The organism is Microbaculum marinum (assembly GCF_037855135.1).
GTDB lineage: Bacteria > Pseudomonadota > Alphaproteobacteria > Rhizobiales > Tepidamorphaceae > Microbaculum > Microbaculum marinum.
Genome location: NZ_JAZHOF010000007.1, coordinates 15,156 through 38,816, shown reverse-complemented (window position 1 = coordinate 38,816; position 23,661 = coordinate 15,156). Strand labels below are relative to the sequence as shown.

Below are 23,661 nucleotides of genomic sequence, written 5' to 3'. Positions count from 1 at the left end.
TTGAGGAAATTAACTTCGAACCGGAATTCGGTTAAACTCCGATTGTGGAATTTCCAGCGATCTCAGCGCTCCGCGCGCATGATCACGATGTCGTTGGGGTGGGCGACATTGAGGAGAACGCGTGCGCGCTCCTCCAGCATGTCCGGATCGAGGCTCTCCGGCCTCAGCAGCGCGACGTGCTGTTCCAGAATGTCGCGCTCCTTGCGCAGGTCGGCCAGTTCCTTCTCCAGCACCGCGACCTCGGCCTCGCGCTGTTGCGACGCCCAGAATCCACGGGCCCCGTTGAGCCCGTGATAGACGAAATAGCCGATGACGGCGATGCCGATGATCGGGATCAGGATCCCCGCCGTCGAATAGCGGACGGTACGCCGCGCCATGACAAGTTACTCCGCGCCAAGCCGATGCGTATCATCGCCCACAGGCGTTAAGTGCGGATTAACCGTCACGCACCCGGCCGATCGGCCCCGGGTGCCATCGATCAGGGTTGCTATCGGCGAAGCGCGGCCTTCCCGGCATATTTCGCCGTGGGGCCGAGTTCCTCCTCGATCCGCAGGAGCTGGTTGTATTTCGACAGCCGGTCGGAGCGCGCCAGCGAGCCGGTCTTGATCTGTCCGCAATTGGTCGCGACCGCGAGGTCGGCGATGGTCGAGTCCTCGGTCTCGCCGGACCGGTGCGACATCACCGCCCGGTAGCCGGCCCGGTGCGCCATGTCGACGGCGTCGAGCGTCTCGGTCAGCGAGCCGATCTGGTTGACCTTGACCAGGATCGCGTTGCCGACCCCCTTGTCGATGCCGGTGGACAGGCGCTCGGTGTTGGTGACGAACAGGTCGTCGCCGACGAGCTGGCAGCGGTCGCCGATCCTGTCGGTCAGCATCTTCCAGCCGTCCCAGTCATCCTCGCCCATGCCGTCCTCGATCGAGACGATCGGATAGGCGTCGACGAGGCCGGCGAGGTAGTCGACCATCTGCGCCGGGTCGAGGCTCCGGCCCTCGCCTTCCAGTTCGTACTTGCCGTTCTTGAAGAACTCGGTCGAGGCGGCATCGAGGGCAAGCATCACGTCTTCGCCGGGCTTCAGTCCGGCCGCCTCGATCGAGGAGACGATGAAGTCGAGCGCCTCCTGAGCTGATTTCAGTCCCGGCGCGAAGCCACCCTCGTCGCCGACATTGGTGTTGTGGCCGGCCTTCTTGAGGGCGCCCTTCAGCGTGTGGAACACCTCGGCGCCCATCCGGAGCCCCTCCGCGAAGGTGTCGGCGCCGACCGGCATGATCATGAATTCCTGGATGTCGATCGGATTGTCGGCATGGGCGCCGCCGTTGACGATGTTCATCATCGGCACGGGCAGCACGCGGGCGCCGACGCCGCCGACATAGCGGTAGAGCGGAAGGCCGGTCGCGTCGGCCGCGGCTCGCGCCGTCGCGAGCGACACGCCGAGGATCGCGTTGGCGCCGAGGCGGCCCTTGTTGGGAGTCCCGTCGAGCGCGATCATCGTGTGGTCGATGTGGACCTGTTCCTCTGCGTCCATGCCCGACAGCGCATCGAAGATATCTCCGTTGACCGCGTCGACGGCCTGTTGCACGCCCTTGCCGAGGTACCGTCCGCCGCCGTCGCGCAGCTCGACGGCCTCGTGCGCGCCCGTCGACGCACCCGAAGGCACCGCTGCCCTGCCGACGGTCCCGTCCTCCAGGACGACGTCGACCTCGACGGTGGGATTGCCACGGCTGTCGAGAATCTCGCGGCCGATGATGTCGATGATGGCGGTCATGGTGCCCCTTCCGGATTGGCGGATTTCTCCGATGGGCTAATAAAGGAGCCGCTGGCGACAGAAAAGGCCAATCGGCGCATAAAGCCGCAGCATCGGCGCGCCGGCTTGCATTCCGGTCTGCCTTTCGGCAGCTATGCCGGCGGAGATCGCACCATGACCGAAGACATGCAGCTCGGGCGCCCCGTCCCGGTTCCCGCTTCCCCCGACGAGGCCGTGCTCGACCGGGTCCCGAACCCGCATCCCGGCACCGATTACGTCACCCGCTTCACCTGCCCGGAATTCACCTCGCTGTGCCCGGTCACCGGGCAGCCGGACTTCGCCCACATCGTCATCGACTATGTGCCCGGCGACTGGCTGGTCGAATCGAAATCGCTGAAGCTGTTCATGGTGTCGTTCAGGAACCACGCCGCGTTCCACGAGGACTGCACGGTCGGCATCGGCAAGCGCCTCGTCGCGCGGCTGGAACCGCGCTGGCTCAGGATCGGCGGCTACTGGTTTCCGCGCGGCGGCATCCCGATCGACGTCTTCTGGCAGACCGGGAATCCGCCCGAGGGCCTCTGGATACCCGACCAGGGCGTGTCGCCGTACCGCGGACGAGGTTAGGCAAGCGTCGAGAGGACTGCGTCGACTGTCGCAATCGTCGCGAACTCGCCGCTCAGGATCGCCAGTTCCACGTCGTGAACCGTTTGCGCCGGAACGGTCGGCCCGTCGGGCGATCGCCGGTCGTTGGCGAAACAGGCATCTGCGGCAAGTGTGACGCGGAACCCGAGGTTGGCGGCCATGCGCACCGGCGTCGAGACGCAGTGATCCGTCGTCGCCCCGGCGACGATCAGGTGCCGGATCCCGGCGGTTCGCAATGCGGCTTCCAGCCCCGTGCCGATGAATGCGCTGTTGATGGTCTTGGCGAAGACCGGCTCGCCGGCGTCGGGCGCCGCGCAATCCATCACGTCATGGCCGGGCTGGCCGGCCCGCAACGGCGATCCCGGTGTGAGCGAGTCGTGGCGGACGTGGAACACGGGCAGACGGGCATCTCGACAGCCGGCCAGAAGTCTGCCGACGTTGTCCTCCGCATCCGGATTGTTGCGCCGACCCATGTCGGGGCCTGCGAATGCCTTCTGAAGGTCGATCAGTACAAGGGCCGCGTCAGGCATCGATGGACTTGGCCACCCGGTCGAACTGCATCAGCCGCTCGACGAGCGCCGGCAGGTCCTTCATTGCGATCATGTTCGGTCCGTCGGAGGGCGCGTTGTCGGGATCGGGATGCGTCTCGATGAAGACGCCGGCCACTCCGACCGCCACGGCGGCGCGGGCCAGCACCGGCACGAACTCGCGCTGGCCGCCCGATGACGTCCCCTGCCCGCCCGGCTGCTGTACCGAATGGGTCGCATCGAAGATCACCGGCGCGCCGAAGCCGGCCAGGATCGGCAGCGCCCGCATGTCGGTAACGAGCGTGTTGTAGCCGAAGCTCGCGCCGCGCTCGGTGACGAGCACGTTCGGATTGCCGAAGCCCGTCACCTTGTCGACGACATTCTTCATGTCCCATGGCGCCAGGAACTGGCCCTTCTTGACGTTGACGGCCCGGCCGGTCTCGGCGGCGGCCTTCAGCAGGTCGGTCTGACGGCACAGGAAGGCGGGGATCTGCAGGATGTCGACCACCTCTGCGACCCGGGCGCATTGCCAGGTCTCGTGTACGTCGGTGAGCACCGGCAGGCCGGTAGTCTCCCTTATCTCAGCGAAGATCGGCAGCGACGCCTCGAGCCCGATGCCCCTGGCGCCCGCGGCGCTGGTCCGGTTCGCCTTGTCGTAGGAGGACTTGTAGACGAGCCCGATGCCGAGCCTGCCGGCCAGCTCCTTCAGCGCCTGCGCCGTCTCGAGCGCGTGCTGGCGGCCTTCCATCTGGCACGGCCCCGCGATCAGGCAGAGCGGCCTGTCGTTGCCGAAGGTCGCCGACCCGACGCTGACGGTTGAATTGGTACGGGACATGCTGTCTCCCGGGGTTTCCGCCTAGGCCGTCCTATGGCGCGCGGAGGCTGTGTACGTCAATCCGCGGGAAGTCGCGAGACCAGTTGCGCGACGGCCTCGTCCAGCCCGCGGCCGGCCGTATCGATCACCAGGTCGGCGCTCTCCCACGGCTCGTAGCGTCGCGCCAGCACGTCATCCCACGTCGGCAGCCGGAGTCCCGGCACGTCGGGCCGCCGCGTCTCTATGCGGCGGCGATGTTCGTCGGCGTCGGAACAGACGATCTCGACCTCGATGCCGCGAACCCCGGCCCGCTCCGCCACCGCCCGCCACGCCGCCCGGGTGAGCTCGATCGGATTGACGGAATCGGCGATGACCATGCGCCCGATCGCCAGGTTGTCCCCGCTGACACCATAGCCAACCCGGTAGCCGCTATCCGCCATCGACTGCCTGGCCGCCGCGCCGGTGTCGCGTATCGCCTGTTCGATCGTATCGATCCGGATGTGGACGGCGCCGAGGCGCAGCGCCAGTTGCCGGGCGACGGAGGTCTTTCCGGTGCCCGGCAGACCGCCCAGGATGATCAGCACCGCAGGATCGGCACGTCAGCCGCCGACCGGCTCGAACGCGATCGCGGCACCGAATGCCTGCTGGTCCGGAACGACGAGGCGATCGCCGATCGAGAAATGCTCGATGCCGCCGCCTTCCAGCGCCGCGCCCGCCTTCTCCATGTCGCCGACGCCGATCACGTAGCCGGCGAAACGCGGCGTGTCGTACTGCTTGACGTCGATGGCGGTGCCCCAGCTCTCGGCGACCGCGCCCGGTTCGTCTACGCGGATCGCGCCGCGGCCGGTGTCGATCAGGATGCCGGTGTCGGTCTCCTTGACGTCGTCGGTGCCGACGAAGGCCTCGAAGAACGCCCAGTGCGCGTTCGGCTTTTCGGCGACCATCATCACCTCGCGGATCGTACCGGCGGTGTTCGCGTGCTCCCGGTATTCGTCCTTCCAGAACAGGTCAGGAGCGAGATGCTGGCAGGTGAAGAAGGCTTCCCCGGGGATCTCCGGGGCGCTGGTGAAGGTGAGCTTGAAGCCGACGCGGCCGGTCGAGCCGTCCGGCTGTCTCGCGTCGCGGCCGAACTCGAAGGGCCGATAGGTCCGCAGGTTCGCCTCGGCGAAGGCCGCCCGGTCGTCGGCGGCGTCCTCGCTCTCCAGCGCCAGCATGCTGATGCCTTCGTGGCGATCGAGGAAACCGGCATTGAAGCCCGGAAAACTGAATGCGCCGGCTTCCTCTTCCGGAAAGGCTCCGGTGTCTGCAATCGCCAGCAGTTCCAGGAAGCAGCCGTCGAGCTGGACCAGGCTGTTCTTGGTCCCGAACGGGTGCCGCGCCTCCGGCGTCAGCGTGAAGCCGAGCCTCTCGTAGACGGCCCGCGCCTTGTCGAGATCGTGGACGGCGTGGACGAGGTGGTCGAGTCCGCGTGGCATCGGCGCGCGTCGGCCTAGACGAGCCGGCTCTGCACGACGGCCGCCTCGATGAACGAGCTGAACAGCGGGTGCGGCTCGAAGGGACGCGATTTCAGTTCGGGATGGTACTGAACGCCGAGGAACCAGGGATGGTCGGCGAACTCGACCGTCTCCGGCAGGATCCCGTCCGGCGACATGCCGGCGAAGCGCAGGCCGTGCTGCTCGAGCCGGTCGCGATACTCGACGTTGACCTCGTAGCGGTGGCGATGGCGCTCGGAGATCTCCGTCGTTCCGTAGATCTCCGCGATCTTGCTGCCCGGGGTCAGGGTCGCGGGATAGGCGCCGAGCCGCATCGTGCCGCCGAGATCGCCGGCCGCCGCACGCTTCTCCAGCATGTTCCCCTTCAGCCATTCGGTCATCAGTCCGACCACCGGCTCCTGCGTCGGGCCGAATTCGGACGACCCGGCGTCCTCGACCCCGACGAGGTTGCGGGTCGCCTCGATGACGGCCATCTGCATGCCGAAGCAGATGCCGAAATAGGGCACGTCGCGTTCGCGCGCGAAGCCGGCCGCGGCGATCTTGCCTTCCGCGCCGCGCTCCCCGAAGCCGCCGGGGACGAGGATGCCGTTGACCTGCTCCAGGAACGGCGCGGGGTCCTCCCGCTCGAACACCTCCGATTCGATCCAGTCGATGTTGACGCGCACCCGGTTGGCGATGCCGCCGTGCATCAGCGCCTCGTTGAGCGACTTGTAGGCGTCCTTCAGGCCGGTGTACTTGCCGACGATTGCGATCGTCACCTCGCCCTCGGGATTGCGCACCCGCTCGACGATCTCGACCCATTTCGACAGATCCGGCTCGCCGCCGGGCTCGATGCCGAACGCCCTGAGGACCTCGTCGTCGAGGCCTTCCTCGTGATAGGCGAGCGGCACCGCATAGATGGTGTCGACGTCCATCGCCTGGATGACGGCGGTTTCGCGCACGTTGCAGAACAGCGCCAGCTTGCGCCGCTCGTCGTGCGGGACCGGCCGGTCGCAGCGGCACAGCAGGATGTCCGGCTGGATGCCGATCGACCGCAGTTCCTTGACCGAGTGCTGGGTCGGCTTGGTCTTCATCTCGCCGGCGCTCGGGATGAACGGCAGCAGGGTCAGGTGGATGAACACCGCGTCGCCGCGCGGCAGCTCCTGGCCGAGCTGGCGGATCGCCTCGAAGAACGGCAGCCCCTCGATGTCGCCGACCGTGCCGCCGATCTCGACGAGGACGAAGTCGATGCCCTCGTTGCCGCGGCGCACGAACTCCTTGATCGCGTCGGTGACGTGCGGGATGACCTGGATGGTGGCGCCGAGATAGTCGCCGCGCCGCTCCTTGGCGATGATGTCCTGGTAGATCCGGCCGGTGGTGATGTTGTCGTCCTGCGAGCACGGCACGCCGGTGAAGCGCTCGTAGTGTCCAAGATCCAGGTCGGTCTCGGCGCCGTCGTCGGTGACGAACACCTCACCGTGCTGGTAGGGGCTCATGGTCCCGGGATCGACGTTCAGATACGGGTCGAGCTTCTTCAGCCGGACCTTGTATCCGCGCGCCTGGAGGAGCGCGCCGAGTGCCGCAGAAGCGAGACCCTTGCCGAGGGATGAGACCACGCCGCCGGTGATGAAGACGTACCGCGCCATGGGCCCCGACGATACCTCCGTAGCAAACGATTCGGGGAGTCGAAAACGCGACTCCCCGCGACTTTATGGACGGCGAGTTCCGCCGCGGCGACCGCTACTGCGACTGCGGCGCCTGCGGGCCGCTCTGCTCCTGCTCCTCGAGCCGCTGGATCTGGTCGAGGACGTTGCCGCCCGTGCCCTGATCCGACGTCTCGCCGGCCGGCGCTCCGGTCGTCGCGGGTGGGGCGGAGTCGAAGATAGACGGGACGACGCCGCCGCCGCGCGCCAGCAGCGTCAGCGTGATCGAGGTGACGAAGAACAGCGCCGCCAGGATGGTCGTTGCGCGCGTCAGCACGTTGGCGGAGCCCCGGCCGGTCATGAACCCGCCGCCACCGCCGCCGCCGATGCCCAGCGCACCGCCTTCGGATTTCTGCAAAAGCACAGTAGTTACAAGCGCCACGACCACCATGAGGTGGATGACGATGATGACTGTTTCCATCTTCGATCAAACCCAGAATGTCGGGAAGTTGCCGGCCTTTTACACGGCAGCGGCGCGTCGCGCCACCCCTCCCTCTCGCTTCGCCCTGCCTCTTCCTTCGCCTGCCGATCTCAGCGCCCGGCTTCGGTCAGGATGAACGACGTGATTGCCGGTATCACCCCGTCTGCCAGCGGAAGGTCGGGCCGCGAATAGGTCGCCAGGTTCGCCGTCATCTCCGCCGGGGCTTCGCGCAGGATATGGTTCGTCCCCTCCAGGATTGCCAGTTCCGCGGTCTCGTTTGCAGCTGCCAGCCGCCGCGCGTCGGCGACCGGAACCTGCAGGTCCGTGGTCCCGTGCAACACGAGGACGGGGACATCGAGACCCGCGAGTCGCTCTGCGGGGTCGATCGCGAACCAGGAGATCAGGTAGGCCTGCACGCTTTCGCGAAACAGTGCCGCCAGCGCGGCGGGCGGATCGGCCACGGTGCGGCCGACCTCCAGTTCGACGAGGATCCGTTCCGCCTCCGTCCGCAGCGGATCGCCGATGCCCCGTTCGTCGAGTTGCCAGCGGATCAGCTCCGCGGCGGGCCGGCCGGTACCCGACGCCAGCACGACGCCGGCCGTCGGCTCGGTCTCGGCAACCAGTATGGCGTAAAGAGCACCCTCGCTGTGGCCGAGCAGGAACACGTCCGAAAACCGCTCGTCGGCGGCCATCATCCGCGTCCAGGCGCGGGCGTCGTCCAGATAGGTGTCGATCGTCACGCCGGCCTCGGAGTCGAGGGCAGCCGCGCTGGCGCCGACGCCGCGCTTGTCGATGCGCAGGCTGGCGATTCCCGCATCCGCGAGTCCGTCTGCGAGATGGCGATAGACGTCCTGCTCCAGACCGGGCTGATTGCCGTCCCGGTCCGTCGGCCCCGACCCGGGCATTATGAACGCCACCGGTACCGGACCGCCCGTGTCCGGCACCGTCAGCGTGCCGTGCAGCGCGCCCCCGTCCGTCTCGACGACGACCTCCGATCCGCCGAACGCCTGCGCGGGAGGATTGGACATAAGAATTGCGGCCAGCGCCGCCAGTACCCGACCGTTCACGTGAACACCCCCGAACCGCTACACTGGCCGAACCGCTACACTGGCCAATCCGCTATGCTGGATGGTCCACATCTGCCAGCGGGGCCGGCTGCATGGACCGCCTGCTGCACCTATCTGTCGAAGCGCTGGCCGTAGATGTTGAATCCGCCGAAATCCTGACCATCGGATTCCCATGTCACGACGAAGTCGCGGCCCCTGGAGAGGCCCGCGACGGAAGGATAGCGCTGGCGACCGGCGAGGAATGTCGGCGCCTGGAATTCCTTGCCGGCCCGCTTGCCGCTCGCCTTGAAGCGCTGGCCGTAGACGCCTCTCAGGTCGAAGTTCTGATCGTCGACAACGTCCTGATTCTCGGACTCCCAGGTGACCACGTAGTCGCCCTTGGCGAGCGCGGCGACGGCGGGGGCTCCCTGATAGAGCTTCTTGTAGGTGTTGACCGTGGTCTCCTTGCCCTTCGGCCTGCCCCTTGCGTTGTAGCGCCGGGCGGCAACCCCGGTCTCGGAGCCGTCGAGGTTCACGGAATCCCACGCGACCACGAAACCGCCCTTGGCGAGACCCGCGACGGAAGGATCGCTCTGCTCGCCGGCAGTGGTATTGTTGACGCGGAATTCTCCGCCCTTCCGCCGGGCCTTGGCATTGAAGCGCTGACCGAAGATGCCGTAGGCATCCTGGTCGTAGGACGCCCACGTAACGACGAAGCCCCCATCCTTCAGAGCCGCCACCGATGCCAGCCATTGATCGGACCGCGTCGTTCTGTTGACCCTGAACTCCCTGCCTCTCGCCTTGCCCCTGGCGTTGAAGCGCTGGCCGTAGATGCCGTAACCATCGCCGTCCTGCCCGTGGGACTGCCAGATCACCACGAAGCTGCCCTTTGCAAGACCGGCGACGCTCGACTTTTGCTGGTGCCCTCGCTTGCGGGTGTTGACCCGGAACTCCTTGCCGGCAGGCTGGCCGTTCGACTTGAAACGCTGGGCAAACACTTCCGTGAGCTTGTTCGCCTGGTGTTCCGACGTCCACGTCGCCACGAATCCGCCGTCGGCCAGGCCGGCGACGGCGGTGTCGTACTGGTCCTCCTTCACCGTGGCGTTGACCCGGAATTCCGCACTCGCCGGCTTGCCCTTGGAATTGTAGAGCTGGCCGAACACGCCACTCCCGAAACCGTCGTAACCCGAGGTCCACGTCACGACGAAGCGCCCCTTGGACAGTCCCGCGGACGAGGGATTCGTCTGATGCCCGGCCTCCGAGGTGTTCACCTGGAATTCTGGTCCGACCTTCCCGGCCAGTGCCGGCGAAATAAAGCCGAGGGAAGTCGCCACGACAGGAATCGCAACCAGGGTCCGCCACATTGAAATGCTCCCAACTGAAAACTTGTGATCGAAATTATCGACAAACAGTAAGTTGAGCAGATTGTCGGATCAATAGCGGGATCCACCGCTACAGGTTGGAAAACCCGCGCGTCGGGGCAGACTCCGAACTGCAACTATGCTGTTGCGGTCTGCAACTAAGCTTTCAGCGTCCGGTAGGTCATCGCGATCCCCAGGAGATCCTCCGCCTTCAGGCTCGCCCCGCCGACGAGGGCGCCGTCGACATTGTCGACCCCCAGCAGTTCCTCGGCGTTCGACGGCTTCACCGAACCGCCGTAGAGGATGCGGATCCTGCCGCCCTCCTCCGCCCCGAACCGCTCTCTCAGCCTGGTGCGAATGAAACGATGGACCTCCGCGACATCGGTGGCGGTCGGCGTGTTGCCGGTGCCGATCGCCCAGACCGGCTCGTAGGCGACGACGAGGTTGTCGGCCGTCGCGCCGTCCGGAATAGAACCGGCGAGCTGGTTGCCGACACGGTCCAGCGTCTCGCCTTCCTGGCGCTCGTATTCCGTCTCGCCGACGCAGACGATGGCGGTCAGTCCGGCGCGCCAGGCCGCCGACGCCTTCGCGTGGACCTCCTCGTCGCCTTCATTGTGGTTCTGCCGCCTTTCCGAATGCCCGACGATCACCGCCACCGCACCCGAATCCGCCAGCATCTCCGCGGACAGGTCGCCCGTATGGGCGCCGGAAGGTTCCGCATGGCAGTCCTGGGCTCCGACGCTCAGCCGGGAGTCCTGCGACATCTGGGCGAAGGCGAGGACGAGCGTCGCCGGCGGACAGACCATCAGGCCGGTCAGGTCGGCAAGATCCTCGCCATATCCGTCGAGCATGCTCCTGAACTCGGACGCGGACGCCTTCAGCCCATTCATCTTCCAATTTCCGGCAACCAGCGGCCGAACTCCGGGTGTCATTCGTGCACTCCTCGCCTGTCACGAAAAAGTCGGAAACGTGAATAGCAGAGACGGCTGAGGAAAAGAAACCTGTCACGCGCGCGGGGCGAGCCCGAATAGGCCGGACCGCGACAGTTTCGGCGACATGGCGCAGCTTTCCAGCAGTTCGACCGGCAGCGGCGCATCGCCGAACACCGCAAACAGCGCCGGCTGCTCCTCCAGCCCCCACACCGCGCGTTCCTCGCCGGCCTTGTAGTCGTAGCCCGGGCCCAACCGGTAGGTCACCGACAGGCCGTCGGGCTTCGCTTCCTCGCCAAGGTGAGCCGCGAGATGCCGGGTCGCCTTCTCGACGCATAGCCAGCCGGCGCATTCCAGGAACAGCGCGTCCACCGGTTCGGATGCCGTGAAGCGTTCGGCGACCGCCGTCTCGAGACCCGGGCCGAGCGTCAGTACGAACACGACCACCTCGGTCGCATTGCCGAGCAGCCGTTCGAACGCGACGCACGAGAACCGGTGCCCGCCCTCGATCTCGAGGGTGCCGCCGGAGACGGACCGGATCGCCCGCCTGAGGTATCGCGCCTCAGGGCGTGCGATGTCGGCGATGTCGGCGGCCGCGCGTTCGGCGATCTTGCGGATCCGCGGTCGGATGCGGGCAGGATCGCGATACCCCTGGACCCGCAGGATTCGCTCGGCGTCGACGGCGAAACCGTCCATCCGCCACGCCCGCACGCTCACCCCTGGAGGCCAGCAAGGGCTGCGGCGCGGATCTCGTCGTAGCGCGTCTCGATCTCCGCGGCGAGCGACTGCGCTGCCTCGGCGGCGCTGCCCTCGCGCTCGGCCGGCCTGCTCTTGCGCCAGGCTTCGAGATATTCGTCTGTCCCGGCAAGCCCGCGGCGCATCGCCACCATGTCGATCAGTTCCTGGAACCGGTCGCTGAGCTGGATCTTGTGCGTGCCCGACGCGTCACGCGCCTCGACGAGAGAGGGGATGTCCTGCCAACTCAAAACGCTGCATCTCGCCACGACTGTTCGCCTCCAGAAGGTAGCGATCCCGACGGCTCGCCCATTCGGCCCGATTTTGGGACCGCAAACGCCCCGGCGATGTCTCAGTTGCGTCGCACTTTGGCCAACTACGCCCCCGTAAAATCCGTTACCGGATCGACATACGGCCAACTTGCCGGACAGGCTTTCGTACCGCTGCACATGGACCACGCCGAATCTATCGAGGAACCTGCCGGTCGCAGCGTTCCGTTATGGCTTTTTCTGCTTTGCATGCTCGTCGTGATCCTCTGTGCCGTGCTGTTCGGCTGGATCGTCAAGACCGCCCTCCAGGGATACCGCGAGCCTGGCCCGACCGCGAAACTGGCCCTCGCCGTGGCCGGAGCCCCCTCCGAGGTCGAGGCGGTCCTGTCCGACTTGTGGCAATACGCGAACGGGTCGTACGAGGACAACGCGCTGCGGACCCCGCGCCAGGACCGCGACTTCTCGGGCTTCCGCCCGATTTCGGGTTCGGAGGCGTTCGGCATCGAAGGGCTGATGATCGGCCAGGTGTCGAACAGTGCCCGGTACGGCTGGCGCATCGTCCTGGGGGCGTTCTCCATGAATGGCCGGGTGGAGAATGCAGCCCTTGTCCTGTCTCCCGACATGGCGATTGAACGGGTCTGGGTACTCGACGAACCCTCCACGGTCGGACTGATCCCGGCCCAGCCCGCCTATCGCAAGTTCATTCACGGCTTCCAGTATCTGAGCGACGGATCCTTCATCTTCACCCTCGACGGAGGGGTTTCGCTGCAGCGGTTCGACGCCTGCGGAAAGCGGATGTGGGCGTCCCCTGGCTACTACAGCCACTCGGTCAACCTGGCCGACGATGAACAGTCGGTCTGGACGGTCGGCACCGACGAGATCGTGCAGATCGCCGTCGCCGACGGCGCGGTCATCCGCACCATCGGGATGCAGGAGATCGTCGACGCGAACCCGGAGATCGACGTGTTCCAGATCCGCCGCCTCGCCGACAACGACCTTGGTGGAAACTCGCGGAACACCGACGGCAACTGGCTTCCCGATCCCCACCACATCAACGATGTCGAGCCCCTGCCCGCCCGGCTGGCCGACAGCTATCGGGAACTGGGCTTCGCTGCCGGCGATCTCCTGATGAGCGCGCGCTCGTCCAATCTCGTCTTCGTGCTCGATCCGCAGACCCTGAGGGTCAAGTGGTGGCGGATCGGCGCCACCCAGCGCCAGCACGATCCGGACTGGGAGGAGGACGGAACGTTCTCGATCTTCAACAACCGGATGAGCCGGGACTACAGCGAGATCGTCAAGCTCGATCCGCGAACGATGCAGCGGCAGGTTCTCGTCGACGGCCGCAACCTCGACTTCTACTCGCGCATTCGCGGCAAGCACCAGGTGCTCCCCGACGGCAACGTCATCGTGACCAGCGCCCAGCAGGGCCGCGCCTTCGAGATCACTCCGGAGGGCGAGATGGCCTTCGAGATCGTCAATTTCCGGCCTGGTGACGAGGCGGTGAACTACGTGCTTTCGGAAGTCCTCTGGCTTCCGCCCGACCGACTGGACCCCACTCAAACGGAGACTGCGCCATGTTCAGATTGATCGTGCCTGCCCTGCTGACCCTTATGTCGCTCACCTCCGTCGCGCACGCCTATATCGGCCCCGGCGCGGGTGCGGGAACCATCGCCGTGGTCCTCGGCGTGCTGGCCTCCATCGCGATGGCCTTCGCCGCGATCGTCTGGTACCCGATCAAGCGGCTCGTCAGGAAGCGCAAGGTCGCCTCCGCGGACCCTCGGTGACCGGCGGCCGATGATCGCCGACATCGCCGCGCTGGTGGTGGTGTGCGCCATCGCCGTCGAGTGCATCGTGCGGCTTCCGTTCATTGCGCTGGTCAGGGCCGTGGTCGACGCCAGCGGCAAGGCGCTGCGCGTCGTCCGCTCGCGGCGAATCTCGGACCACTGGAAAGAGAAGGTCATGCTCGCCTATTCCGGCGAGACGCTGGCCGCCACGCTGAAGCTGCTCGTCCTGCTGGTGCTGGTCGGCGCGGCGCTGGTCGCCGTTTCGCTCGGCGTCGACCGGATCACCGGCAACTTCCTCGAATTCATCGCAAGCCCGCTCGGCATTGCCGGGTCGCTCGTCGCCGCCGGCGCCTACGCGAAAGCGCGAACCCTTGTCGCTCCCCGCATCGCCCGCCTTTAGGTCGAACTATTCGGCCCTCGACCGGCTGCTGCATCGGCTCGCCCTGAACGTCGCGCCGGTCGCCGAACTCAGCTTCGACATCGATCAGGCGGCCTACGGGCGGAAGAAGCCGGACTTCGGGGTGGAGACGAAGCGCCACGTGTTCGTTTCCGGCCTCGCCCGCGCCGGCACGACCGTCCTCATGCGGCGCTTCCACGAAACCGGCGCGTTCCGCTCGCTGACCTACCGCGACATGCCCTTCGTGCTCGCCCCGAACATGTGGAAGTCCATGTCGGCCGCCTCCCGCAGTCCGGCCGTGTCGGGCGAGCGCGCCCACGACGATCGCCTGCAGGTCGACGTCGACAGCCCGGAGAGCCTCGACGAGGTGTTCTGGCGGATCTTCACCGGCGACGACTACATCCGGGACGGCTGCCTCGTCCCCTACATGCCGGACGACGAGGCGGTCGCCCGCTTCCGGCGCTACGTCGCCGCCATCCTGCCCGCGGACCGGCCGGACAGCCGCTACCTGTCGAAGAACAACAACAACGTCCTGCGGCTCGACGGGATCCGCAAGGCCTTCCCGGAGGCCCTCATTCTCGTTCCCTTCCGCGATCCCGTGCAGCAGGCGGCGTCCCTGCGCGCCCAGCACGCCCGGTTCATCGGGCTGCAGCGCGACGATCGCTTCGTGCGCTCCTACATGACCTGGCTCGGCCATCACGAGTTCGGCAGCGATCACAGGCCGTTCCATCTCCGCGAAGGCGACAGGGAGCGTCTGGCGGCGCATTCGCCGGACACGCTCGACTACTGGCTGGTGAATTGGACCAACGTCTATGGCTGCCTCCTGGAGTCGGCCCCCGGATCGGCCGTCTTCGTCTGCTACGAGGACCTGTGCCGCGACCCGGCGGTCTGGGCATTGCTCCGTACCCAAGCTGCCCTCGACGAAGACCCCGTCCACATGCAGCCCTTCGAACTCGCCGCCCGCGAGGTCGCGCTGCCACGTACCGGCGCCATCGAGGATGCCGCGCGGCAGGTCTATGCGCGCCTTCGCGAGCGATCCGGCGCCGTTGCGTCCGGCCGGTTGAAACCGGACCGCATTCCCGCGTAAACCTCCCCCCGCAAAGCCGGTCGTCGTCGTTCCCGCGGGCGCTTGCCGCAGCGGCCGGGGATTCCTAATATGCGCGCCCCGAGCAGCCGGCGCCGCGCAGCGATCCGGCTCCATTCCGATCGAGCCGATCGAACAACTGGATTAGTGTCGTCATGTTGGATGCCCTGCGTAAGAGCGCGAGCGGAATAGTTGCCAAGATCCTTATCGGCCTGCTGGTCCTCAGCTTCGCCGTGTGGGGCGTCGCCGACATCTTCACCGGATATCGCGGCGACGACGTCGCCGAGGTCGGCGAGACGCCGATCACCATCCAGGAGTATCAGGCGGCGCTGCAGCGCGAGATCCAGCAGACCTCCCGGCAGGTCGGCACCTACCTGACAATGGACCAGGCCCGCGCCATCGGCCTCGACCAGCGCGTGCTCGGGCGGATGATGGCGGAAGCCGCGCTCGACGACGAGGCGCGCGCCCGCGGCCTCGGAGTCTCCGACGCGGTCGTCGCCGAGAGCATTCGCCAGGACCCCGCCTTCCAGACGCCGGGCGGCCAGTTCGACCGCACCTATTTCGAGCAGGTCCTGCGCTCCACCGGCTACAACGAGGCCTATTTCGTCGCCCAGCAGCGCAAGACCCTGATGCGCCAGATGATCGCCGAGGCCGTCGGCGGCGGCATCGAGCCGCCCCTGGTGCTCGAGAAGGCCGTCGACCGCTACCGCAACGAGACGCGCTCGGCGGAATACCTGGTCATCACGCCGGCCATGGTGGACGCGGTCGCCGAGCCGACGGAGGAAGAGCTCCGCGCCTATTTCAACGACAACAAGTCGGAGTTCCGCGCGCCGGAATACCGCAAGGTCGCGATGCTCGCGGTGAACCCGGCCGACCTGGCGGAGTCGCTTGAGATCGCAGAGGACGATCTGCGGGCCTCCTTCGATGCCGATCCGGACCGGTTCGGCACGCCCGAGCGCCGTGCCATCGAACGCATCACCTTCGACACGATCGACGCCGCCGGACAGGCCCGCCGGGAGATCGAGGACGGCAGCACCTTCGAGGAGGTCGCCGAAGCCCGCGGCTTGTCCGAGGACGACCGCAAGCTCGGCACGCTGACGCAGGACGGCATCCTCGATCCGGCGATCGCCGAGGCCGCCTTCGACCTCGACATCGGCGAGGTCAGCGATCCCGTCCAGGGCAGCTTCGGCCCGGTCCTGGTCCGGGTCACGGAAATCGTTCCCGGCGTCACCAGGACGTTCGAGGACGTCCGCGAGCAGATCCGCTCGGAGATGGCGCTGCGCAACGCCCATGACGCCGTCCTCGACACCTACGACGCGGTGGAGGACGACCGCGCCGGCGGCATGACGCTGTCCGAGATCGGCCAGAAGCAGGGCCTGACCTACCGCGAGATCGAGGGCATCGACCGCGACGGCCGGGGCATGGACGGCAAGCGTATCCGCAATCTGCCCGACGCGCCGCGCCTGACCACGGAGATCTTCTCCACGGACATCGGCATCGAGGCCGATCCCCTGCAGACGGCCGACGACGGCTGGGTCTGGTTCGACGTGCTCGACATCGTCCCGGGCCGCGACAAGACCTTCGAGGAAGCCCGCGAGGACGTCGCCAAGGCCTGGACCGGCGAGCAGACCCGCGATGCGGTCGCCGCAAAGGCGAAGGAGGTCGCCGACCAGATTCGCGCCGGCACCACCTTCTTCGAAATGGCCGAGGAGCTCGGCACCACCTCCGGCCTGGCCGGTCCGCTGAAGCGGTCGGGCTCCGACAGCGATTTCGGCGCCTCGGCCGTGCAGCTGATGTTCACCACGCCGGAGGGCGAGGTCGCCACCACCATCGCCGGCGATTCCGGCAACCGCCGCCTCGTCTTCAAAGTCACCGAGATCGACGTGCCGGAGTTCCGCCCCGAACAGGCTGAAGCCTACGCCGACGAGCTGACCAACGGCATCTCCAACGACATTCTCGGCCAGTACCTGACCCAGCTCGAGAACCGCATCGGATCCACCGTCAATCAGCAGGCGCTTCGCATGGCGCTCGGCGAAAGCGAGATCCAGTGACGCACGCAGCCCCCTTCCGCAAGCGGAGACCGCCGCTGATCCGGCGGGCGGCGCCGTCATGGGGCTGATCGAGCCGGCATTCGACGCCTTCGAGGAACGGTATCGGCTCGGCGCGCCGCAGGTGGTCTGGACCCGGCTGGTCGCCGACCTGGAAACGCCGGTCTCGGCGATGCTCAAGGTCGCCGGGTCGCGGCCGAACAGCTTTCTGCTCGAATCCGTCGAGGGCGGGGCCGTGCGCGGGCGCTATTCCATCATCGGAATGGCCCCCGACCTGGTTTTCCGCGCCTTCGGCAATGCAGCGGAGATCAATGCCTCGCCCGACAGCGACCCGGACGGGTTCGCCCCCTGCCCCGAGCCGACGCTGGCGGCGCTGCGCCGTCTGATCAACGAGGCCCGCGTCGATCTGCCGGAGGGCCTGCCGCCGATGTCGGCCGGCGTGTTCGGCTACATGGGCTACGACACCGTCCGGCTGATGGAGGAACTCGCCGAGCCGAACCCCGACCCGTTCGGCCTGCCCGACGCGATGTTCATCCGGCCGACCGTCATCATGGTCTTCGACACCGTCAAGGACGAGGTCACCGTCGTCACGCCGGTGCGCCCGTCCGCCGCGCTGAGCGCCAAGGCCGCCCACTCGCGCGCCATCGACCGGATCGCCGAAGTTATCGAGGCCCTCGACCGGCCTGTCGAGAAGGCGCCGATGGCCGATGCCGACGACATCATCGGACGCGCCCCGGTCTCCAACACGACACCGGCCGAATACAAGGAAATGGTTGCGCAGGCGAAGGAGTACATCGCCGCCGGCGACGTCTTCCAGGTGGTGCTGAGCCAGCGCTTCGAGGCGCCGTTCTCGCTGCCGCCGTTTGCGCTCTACCGGGCGCTGCGCCGGGTCAATCCGGCGCCGTTCCTCTACTTCCTGAACTTCCGGGACTTCGCCGTCGTCGGGTCCAGCCCGGAAATCCTGGTCAGGCTGCGCGACGATACGGTCACGATCCGGCCGATTGCCGGCACCCGGCCGCGCGGCGCGACGCCGGGCGAGGACAAGGCCTATGCCGACGAACTGCTGGCCGATCCGAAGGAGCGCGCCGAGCACCTGATGCTGCTCGACCTCGGCCGCAACGACGTCGGCCGTGTCGCGAAGATCGGCACGGTCAGCGTCACCGACCGCTTCTTCCTGGAATTCTACAGCCAGGTCATGCACATCGTTTCGAACGTCGAGGGCCGGATCGACCCTTCGCGGGACTCGATCGACGCTCTGATCGCCGGCTTCCCGGCCGGCACAGTCTCGGGTGCCCCGAAGGTGCGGGCGATGCAGATCATCGACGAACTGGAGAAGGAGAAGCGCGGCATCTATGCAGGCTGCGTCGGCTACTTCTCCGCCGACGGCGACATGGATACCTGCATCGTGCTAAGGACCGCCATCGTCAGGGACGGCACCATGTACGTTCAGGCTGGCGCCGGCATCGTCGCGGATTCGGTTCCCGAGAACGAGCAGCGCGAGTGCATCAACAAGGCACGCGCGCTGTTCCGGGCCGCCGACGAGGCCGTCCGCTTCGCCTCCGCGGCGACCCGCGGGCAGTAGCAACCGGCAATAGGAGTTGGGCTGAGGCTTGGCGATGTTCGTGCTGATCGACAACTACGACAGCTTCACCTGGAACCTCGTCCACTACCTGGGCGAGCTCGGTACGCGGGTGCGCGTCCATCGCAACGACAGGATCTCCGCCGAAGCGGTGCTCGCGATGGATCCCACCGGCATCGTGCTGTCGCCCGGCCCCTGCACGCCGAACGAGGCCGGCATCTGCCTCGATCTGATCGCGCGGGCCGCCGGCGCCGTGCCGATCCTCGGCGTCTGCCTCGGCCATCAGGCGATCTGCCAGGCCTATGGCGGCGAGATCGTCCGCGCGCCGGTGCTCATGCACGGCAAGCTGAGCCAGATCAGCCACACCGGCCAGGGCGTATTCCAGGGCATCGACGGTCCGTTCGAGGCGACACGCTATCACTCCCTGATCGCCCGCCGCGACAGCCTGCCGGCCGACCTCTCGGTGACCGCCGAGACCGCCGACGGGACCGTCATGGGCGTCATGCATTCCAGCCATCCCGTCCATGGCGTCCAGTTCCATCCCGAAAGCATCGCGTCCGAGCACGGACACCTCATCCTGCGCAATTTCCTGGAAGCCGCCGGCGAGTGGCGACGCCGCGCCGCCTGAGCGCCGAAGCCTCTTCGCAGCGCTTGCAACCACCGCCGCTTTGCGGCACGACAGGTCCGCACGGGAACAGCCAATGTCGAAAAACAGCCTCAAGGATTTCATCGGACTGGTGGCGGGCGGTGCGCCGCTGAGCCGCGCCGACGCAACGCGCGCCTTCGACATCATCATGTCGGGCGAGGCGACTCCCTCGCAGATCGGCGGGTTCCTCATGGCGCTGCGGGTGCGCGGCGAGACGGTCGACGAGATCGCCGGCGCCGTCACCACCATGCGCGCCAAGATGCTGCCGGTGCGCGCCCCCGCCGACGCCATCGACATCGTCGGCACCGGCGGCGACAATTCCGGCACCTACAACGTCTCGACCGGCTCGGCGATCGTGGTGGCGGCCTGCGGCGTTCCGGTCGCGAAGCACGGCAACCGCGCGCTCTCCTCTAAATCGGGCGCCGCCGACGTGCTCGCCGCTCTCGGCGTCAACATCGACCTCGGCCCCGACGGGATCGCCGACTGCATCCGCCGGGCCGGCGTCGGCTTCATGTTCGCTCCCGCCCACCATGCGGCGATGAAGCATGTCGGCCCGAGCCGCGTCGAGCTCGGCACCCGAACGATCTTCAACATCCTCGGCCCGCTCTCCAATCCGGCGGGCACGAAGCGGCAGCTCATCGGCGTCTTCTCGCGCGACTGGATCGTGCCGATGGCCGAGGTTCTGTCGGCGCTTGGCTCCGATCGTGTTTGGGTGATGCACGGTTCGGACGGGCTCGACGAGATCACCACCACCGGGCCGACATACGTCGCCGAGCTGAAGGACGGTGAGGTCACCACCTTCGAGATCTCGCCCGAGGACGTCGGTCTGCCGCTCGCACGGCTCGAGGACCTCAAGGGCGGCGACGCGGCGACCAACGCGGCCGCGATGCGTGCGATGCTTGGCGGCGAGCACGGGCCGTTCCGCGATATCGTCCTGTTCAACTCCGCCGCCGCCCTGCTCGTCGCAGGGCGCGCATCGACGCTCGCAGACGGCGCGCGGATCGCCGCGGAGGCCCTCGATACCGGCGCCGCCCTGAAGTGTCTGGAAACTCTCGTGGCAACCTCGAACGGCTGAGCGATGGCCGACGTCCTGAAGAAGATCGAGGCCTACAAGCGCGACGAGATCGCAGCCGCCAAGGCCTCGCGTCCGCGCCCGGAGGTGCAGGCGGCGGCGCGCGACGCATCGCCCGTCCGCGGCTTCCGCGATGCCCTCGACCGCCGGATCGCGAATGGCGAGACGGCGCTTATCGCCGAGATCAAGAAGGCAAGCCCCTCCAAGGGCCTGATCCGCGCCGACTTCGACCCGCCCGCCCTCGCCCGCGCCTACGAGGCCGGCGGCGCCGCCTGTCTCTCGGTGCTGACCGACACCCCGTCCTTCATGGGTCATCCGGACTACCTGGTGGCCGCACGCCAGGCCGTCGGCCTTCCCGCGTTGCGGAAGGACTTCCTGTTCGACCCCTATCAGGTCGACGAGGCCCGGGCGCTCGGCGCCGACTGCATCCTGATCATCATGGCAGCCGTCGGCGACGACGAGGCCGCTGCCCTGGAGGACGCGGCCGAAGGCTGGAACATGGACGTGCTGGTCGAGGTACACGACCGCGCCGAGCTCGACCGCGCCCTGAAGATGCGCTCCACGCTCATCGGCATAAACAACAGAAACCTCAGGACGTTCGAGACGAGCCTTGAGACGTCAATCGAATTGTCCGCACATGTCCCCGCGGGCTATACGCTGGTTGGCGAGAGCGGCATCTTCACGTCATCCGACGTGGCACGCCTCGCCACGGCAGGGATGCGCGCCATCCTCGTCGGCGAGAGCCTGATGCGGCAGGACGACGTCACGGCGGCGACGCGTTCGCTGCTGGCCCGGACGGGCGATGCCGGCACCGGCGCCGCGGCCGCGGCCGAATAGGATGGCGATGACAGCGGACGGCAAGACTCTCACCCATCTCGACGAGACCGGTGCCGCGAGCATGGTCGACGTGTCGGACAAGGACGCGACCACCCGTGAGGCGACCGCCGAAGGCTGGGTGCGGATGCAGCCGGAAACCCTCGACCTGATCGTCCGCGGCGAGGCGAAGAAGGGCGACGTGCTGGGCACCGCCCGCATCGCCGGCATCATGGCCGCCAAGCGGACCCACGACCTCATTCCGCTGTGCCATCCCCTGGCGCTCTCCAGGGTCACCGTCGACCTCGAGCCGCTCGCCGGCAAGGCCGCGGTGCGGGTCACCGCCACCGCCAAGGTCACCGGCCGCACCGGCGTCGAGATGGAGGCGCTGACCGCCGTCAGCGTCGCCTGCCTGACCGTCTACGACATGGTGAAGGCGGTCGACCGTGGCATCGAGATCACCGGCATTCGCCTGACCGCCAAGTCGGGAGGCCGGTCCGGCGACTGGCGCTCGGAGCCGCGTCCGTAGATGGCGATGCTGTCGGTCGAAGAAGCCCTGGCTCGCGTCCTCGACGGCGCGACGGCCCTTCCCGCCGAATCCGTCGCGCTCAAGGATGCGCTCGACCGGACGCTGGCCGACGACATCGCCTCCAGGCGCACCCAGCCGCCCTGGGATACGTCCGCGATGGACGGCTATGCGGTCCGCGCCGGCGATGTCGAGACGGTTCCGGTCGAGCTGCGGGTCGTGGGATCCGCCCCCGCCGGTCACTCCTTCAACGGCAGGGTCGGACTCAACGAGGCCGTACGCATCTTTACCGGCGCGCCGCTACCGGACGGCACGGATACGGTCGTCATCCAGGAGGACACCGAACGCGAGGGCGACGTCGTCAGGGTCCTCGAATCCTCCGGCGTCGGCCGTTACGTGCGCAAGCGGGGCCTGGATTTTCGCCGCGGCGACGTCCTGCTGAACGCCGGCAGCCGGCTGGGGCCCCGCCATATCGCGCTCGCCGCCGCGATGAACCACGCCGTCCTTCCGGTCAGATGCCGTCCGCGGGTGGCGGTCCTTGCGACCGGCGACGAACTCGTCCCGCCCGGCAAGGACCCCGGTCCCGACAGCATCATCGCCTCGAACGGCTACGGGATGGCAGGCCTCGTGCGTCGGGCCGGCGGTACGCCGATCGATCTCGGCATTGCGCGCGACACCCGCAACTCCCTGTCGACGGCCTTCACCGAGGCGGTCGAGTCGCGGGCCGACGTGCTCGTGACCCTGGGCGGCGCCTCCGTCGGCGAGCACGACATCGTCCAGGACGTCCTGCAGGCGCACGGTCTGGAGCTCGGCTTCTGGAAGATCGCCATGCGTCCGGGCAAGCCGCTGATCTTCGGGCGCCTGGGCAACATGCGGGTGCTCGGCATGCCGGGCAACCCGGTGTCCTCGATGGTCTGCGGCCGCCTCTTCATGGTGCCGCTGATCCATGCCCTGCTCGGCCGCAGGGATCCGCAGACCGGCGAGACCGTGGCCAGGCTCGGCGGCGACGTCGGCGCCAACGACCAGCGCCAGGACTACCTGCGCGCCCGGCTGTCGCGCGACGAGGCCGGCGGCCTGGTCGCCACGCCGTTCGCCCGTCAGGACAGCTCCATGCTGGCCACGCTGGTCAGGGCGGACGCCTTCGTCATCCGTCCGCCGCACGCCCCGCCCGCGCAGGCGGGCGACCCCTGCCGCGTGCTGATAATGGACTTCTGAAGCGCCGCGATCGCGCCTAGCGGATGTGCGACAGCACGTTGAGCAGCTTGCCGGTCGGATCGGTGATGAAGAATCTCCGCACGCCCCAGGGTTCGTCGGTAAGCTCGTGGACGACGGCGCAGCCCATGCCGACGGCGCGGCGGTAGACCTCGTCGACGTCGTCGACCTCGATCGACAGGTCCGGCACCGGCGCCCCCGACCCGCCCTCGCTCATGACGCTCATCTGGGAGGTCATCGTCTCTCCCGAGGTCAGGGTCACGATCCAGCCGAGATCCATCGCCACGTCGAGATCGAAGAGATCCGAATAGAAGCTCCGGACCTCGGCAACGCCCTCGGCCGCAATGTTGGCAACGATGCGCCGGACGGTCACGACGCCAATTCCTGGCTCAGGACCCACAGGTGGCCGAACGGATCGCGCAGCCGACCCTCGCGTTTTCCGTAAGGCCTGTCCGCGATTGGAACGACGGCTTCGGCCCCGCCCGCGATCATCTGCCCGGCCGTCTCGTCGCAGTCGCCGAGCTCGAGCTGGATCAGGACCGCTGAGCCGCCGAGCGTCATGGGCGACAGCCACCCCCAGTCGGGCATTTCCTCGCTGAGCGCCAGCGGCTGCCCGTTCAGCGCCAGCTGCGCATACCCTACGAGCCCGTCCGGTTCGGCGTGCCGTTCGACGAGGTCGGCGCCGATTGCGGACCGGTAATATTCGATGGCTGCGTCGGCGTTCCGGACGATCAGCCTGGGAAACGCCACCCTCGGAACGGTGTTGGCTGACATCACCATATCTCCTTTGCGCGATAGCTGGGCGATTGTGCCGCCGATCCTAAGGCGGTCGATCGAGGC

The 23,661-nt window shown here is 67.5% G+C and carries 27 protein-coding genes; 12 read left to right on the top strand and 15 right to left on the bottom strand.

Annotation, left to right across the window (positions count from 1 at the left end; translation table 11 throughout):
- Positions 1–62: 62 nt before the first annotated feature.
- Together V3328_RS16920 and eno are read right to left on the bottom strand one after the other, a co-directional pair.
- Positions 63–377 (bottom strand): FtsB family cell division protein, encoded by a 315-nt coding sequence (locus V3328_RS16920; protein ID WP_340330880.1) that lies wholly within the window; start codon positions 375–377, stop codon positions 63–65.
- A 110-nt stretch (positions 378–487) separates the two neighbouring features.
- Complete coding sequence (eno, locus tag V3328_RS16915) at positions 488–1,762, bottom strand: phosphopyruvate hydratase (RefSeq protein ID WP_340330879.1); 1,275 nt, start codon at positions 1,760–1,762, stop codon at positions 488–490.
- A 153-nt stretch (positions 1,763–1,915) separates the two neighbouring features.
- Here eno and queF point away from each other — a divergent pair, with 153 nt between their 5' ends.
- Entirely contained in the window at positions 1,916–2,365 is a 450-nt protein-coding gene (gene queF / locus V3328_RS16910) for a preQ(1) synthase (protein ID WP_340330878.1), read from the top strand.
- Here the strand turns inward: queF and V3328_RS16905 are convergent.
- From V3328_RS16905 to V3328_RS16855, 11 genes are all read right to left on the bottom strand, one after another.
- Complete coding sequence (locus tag V3328_RS16905) at positions 2,362–2,913, bottom strand: cysteine hydrolase family protein (protein ID WP_340330877.1); 552 nt, start codon at positions 2,911–2,913, stop codon at positions 2,362–2,364. The two genes, queF and V3328_RS16905, sit on opposite strands and share 4 nt — an antisense overlap.
- Positions 2,906–3,745: a 3-deoxy-8-phosphooctulonate synthase gene (gene kdsA / locus V3328_RS16900; protein WP_340330876.1), complete on the bottom strand. Its 840-nt coding sequence runs from the start codon at positions 3,743–3,745 to the stop codon at positions 2,906–2,908. The genes V3328_RS16905 and kdsA overlap by 8 nt, the downstream gene beginning before the upstream one ends.
- Positions 3,746–3,801: 56 nt before the next feature.
- Positions 3,802–4,308 carry a P-loop nucleotide/nucleoside kinase family protein gene (locus V3328_RS16895; protein WP_340330874.1) on the bottom strand — a complete coding sequence of 169 codons (507 nt, stop codon included), beginning with the start codon at positions 4,306–4,308 and terminating at the stop codon, positions 3,802–3,804.
- Between the two features lie 15 nt (positions 4,309–4,323).
- A complete protein-coding gene (locus V3328_RS16890; RefSeq protein WP_340330873.1) occupies positions 4,324–5,199 on the bottom strand; it encodes a VOC family protein in 876 nt (291 codons plus the stop codon).
- Between the two features lie 14 nt (positions 5,200–5,213).
- Entirely contained in the window at positions 5,214–6,842 is a 1,629-nt protein-coding gene (locus V3328_RS16885) for a CTP synthase (RefSeq protein WP_340330872.1), read from the bottom strand.
- A 94-nt stretch (positions 6,843–6,936) separates the two neighbouring features.
- Positions 6,937–7,320: a preprotein translocase subunit SecG gene (gene secG / locus V3328_RS16880; protein ID WP_340330871.1), complete on the bottom strand. Its 384-nt coding sequence runs from the start codon at positions 7,318–7,320 to the stop codon at positions 6,937–6,939.
- A gap of 110 nt (positions 7,321–7,430) precedes the next feature.
- Positions 7,431–8,387, bottom strand: a complete 957-nt coding sequence (locus V3328_RS16875) for an alpha/beta hydrolase (protein ID WP_340330870.1) — start codon at positions 8,385–8,387, stop codon at positions 7,431–7,433.
- Between the two features lie 110 nt (positions 8,388–8,497).
- Positions 8,498–9,730 carry a hypothetical protein gene (locus tag V3328_RS16870; protein WP_340330869.1) on the bottom strand — a complete coding sequence of 411 codons (1,233 nt, stop codon included), beginning with the start codon at positions 9,728–9,730 and terminating at the stop codon, positions 8,498–8,500.
- A 155-nt stretch (positions 9,731–9,885) separates the two neighbouring features.
- A complete protein-coding gene (gene tpiA, locus V3328_RS16865; protein ID WP_340330868.1) occupies positions 9,886–10,659 on the bottom strand; it encodes a triose-phosphate isomerase in 774 nt (257 codons plus the stop codon).
- 72 nt (positions 10,660–10,731) lie between these two features.
- Positions 10,732–11,352: a hypothetical protein gene (locus tag V3328_RS16860; RefSeq protein WP_340330867.1), complete on the bottom strand. Its 621-nt coding sequence runs from the start codon at positions 11,350–11,352 to the stop codon at positions 10,732–10,734.
- Between the two features lie 17 nt (positions 11,353–11,369).
- Positions 11,370–11,642, bottom strand: a complete 273-nt coding sequence (locus V3328_RS16855; protein ID WP_340330866.1) for a virulence factor — start codon at positions 11,640–11,642, stop codon at positions 11,370–11,372.
- Positions 11,643–11,918: 276 nt separating this feature from the next.
- Here V3328_RS16855 and V3328_RS16850 point away from each other — a divergent pair, with 276 nt between their 5' ends.
- From V3328_RS16850 to V3328_RS16800, 11 genes are all read left to right on the top strand, one after another.
- Positions 11,919–13,247, top strand: coding sequence for an arylsulfotransferase family protein (locus V3328_RS16850; RefSeq protein ID WP_340330865.1), 1,329 nt, complete (start codon positions 11,919–11,921; stop codon positions 13,245–13,247).
- Complete coding sequence (locus V3328_RS16845) at positions 13,235–13,444, top strand: hypothetical protein (RefSeq protein ID WP_340330864.1); 210 nt, start codon at positions 13,235–13,237, stop codon at positions 13,442–13,444. The genes V3328_RS16850 and V3328_RS16845 overlap by 13 nt, the downstream gene beginning before the upstream one ends.
- Before the next feature lie 10 nt (positions 13,445–13,454).
- Positions 13,455–13,844, top strand: coding sequence for a hypothetical protein (locus tag V3328_RS16840; RefSeq protein ID WP_340330863.1), 390 nt, complete (start codon positions 13,455–13,457; stop codon positions 13,842–13,844).
- Complete coding sequence (locus V3328_RS16835; RefSeq protein ID WP_340330862.1) at positions 13,816–14,928, top strand: sulfotransferase; 1,113 nt, start codon at positions 13,816–13,818, stop codon at positions 14,926–14,928. The genes V3328_RS16840 and V3328_RS16835 overlap by 29 nt, the downstream gene beginning before the upstream one ends.
- Positions 14,929–15,080: 152 nt before the next feature.
- Entirely contained in the window at positions 15,081–16,976 is a 1,896-nt protein-coding gene (locus tag V3328_RS16830; protein WP_340330861.1) for a peptidylprolyl isomerase, read from the top strand.
- A gap of 58 nt (positions 16,977–17,034) precedes the next feature.
- Entirely contained in the window at positions 17,035–18,555 is a 1,521-nt protein-coding gene (gene trpE, locus V3328_RS16825; protein WP_340330860.1) for an anthranilate synthase component I, read from the top strand.
- 34 nt (positions 18,556–18,589) lie between these two features.
- Complete coding sequence (locus V3328_RS16820; RefSeq protein ID WP_340331181.1) at positions 18,590–19,180, top strand: anthranilate synthase component II; 591 nt, start codon at positions 18,590–18,592, stop codon at positions 19,178–19,180.
- Positions 19,181–19,253: 73 nt separating this feature from the next.
- Positions 19,254–20,273: an anthranilate phosphoribosyltransferase gene (gene trpD / locus V3328_RS16815; RefSeq protein WP_340330859.1), complete on the top strand. Its 1,020-nt coding sequence runs from the start codon at positions 19,254–19,256 to the stop codon at positions 20,271–20,273.
- A 3-nt stretch (positions 20,274–20,276) separates the two neighbouring features.
- Positions 20,277–21,107 carry an indole-3-glycerol phosphate synthase TrpC gene (gene trpC, locus V3328_RS16810; RefSeq protein ID WP_340330858.1) on the top strand — a complete coding sequence of 277 codons (831 nt, stop codon included), beginning with the start codon at positions 20,277–20,279 and terminating at the stop codon, positions 21,105–21,107.
- Position 21,108: 1 nt separating this feature from the next.
- Complete coding sequence (gene moaC / locus V3328_RS16805; protein WP_340330857.1) at positions 21,109–21,612, top strand: cyclic pyranopterin monophosphate synthase MoaC; 504 nt, start codon at positions 21,109–21,111, stop codon at positions 21,610–21,612.
- Positions 21,613–22,824, top strand: coding sequence for a molybdopterin molybdotransferase MoeA (locus tag V3328_RS16800; protein WP_340330856.1), 1,212 nt, complete (start codon positions 21,613–21,615; stop codon positions 22,822–22,824).
- Between the two features lie 16 nt (positions 22,825–22,840).
- Here V3328_RS16800 and V3328_RS16795 read toward each other — a convergent pair whose 3' ends face one another.
- Both V3328_RS16795 and V3328_RS16790 read right to left on the bottom strand, forming a co-directional pair.
- On the bottom strand, positions 22,841–23,194 hold the full coding sequence (locus V3328_RS16795; RefSeq protein ID WP_340330855.1) for a VOC family protein: 354 nt from the start codon (positions 23,192–23,194) through the stop codon (positions 22,841–22,843).
- Positions 23,191–23,595 carry a VOC family protein gene (locus V3328_RS16790; RefSeq protein ID WP_340330854.1) on the bottom strand — a complete coding sequence of 135 codons (405 nt, stop codon included), beginning with the start codon at positions 23,593–23,595 and terminating at the stop codon, positions 23,191–23,193. The genes V3328_RS16795 and V3328_RS16790 overlap by 4 nt, the downstream gene beginning before the upstream one ends.
- Positions 23,596–23,661: the final 66 nt, after the last annotated feature.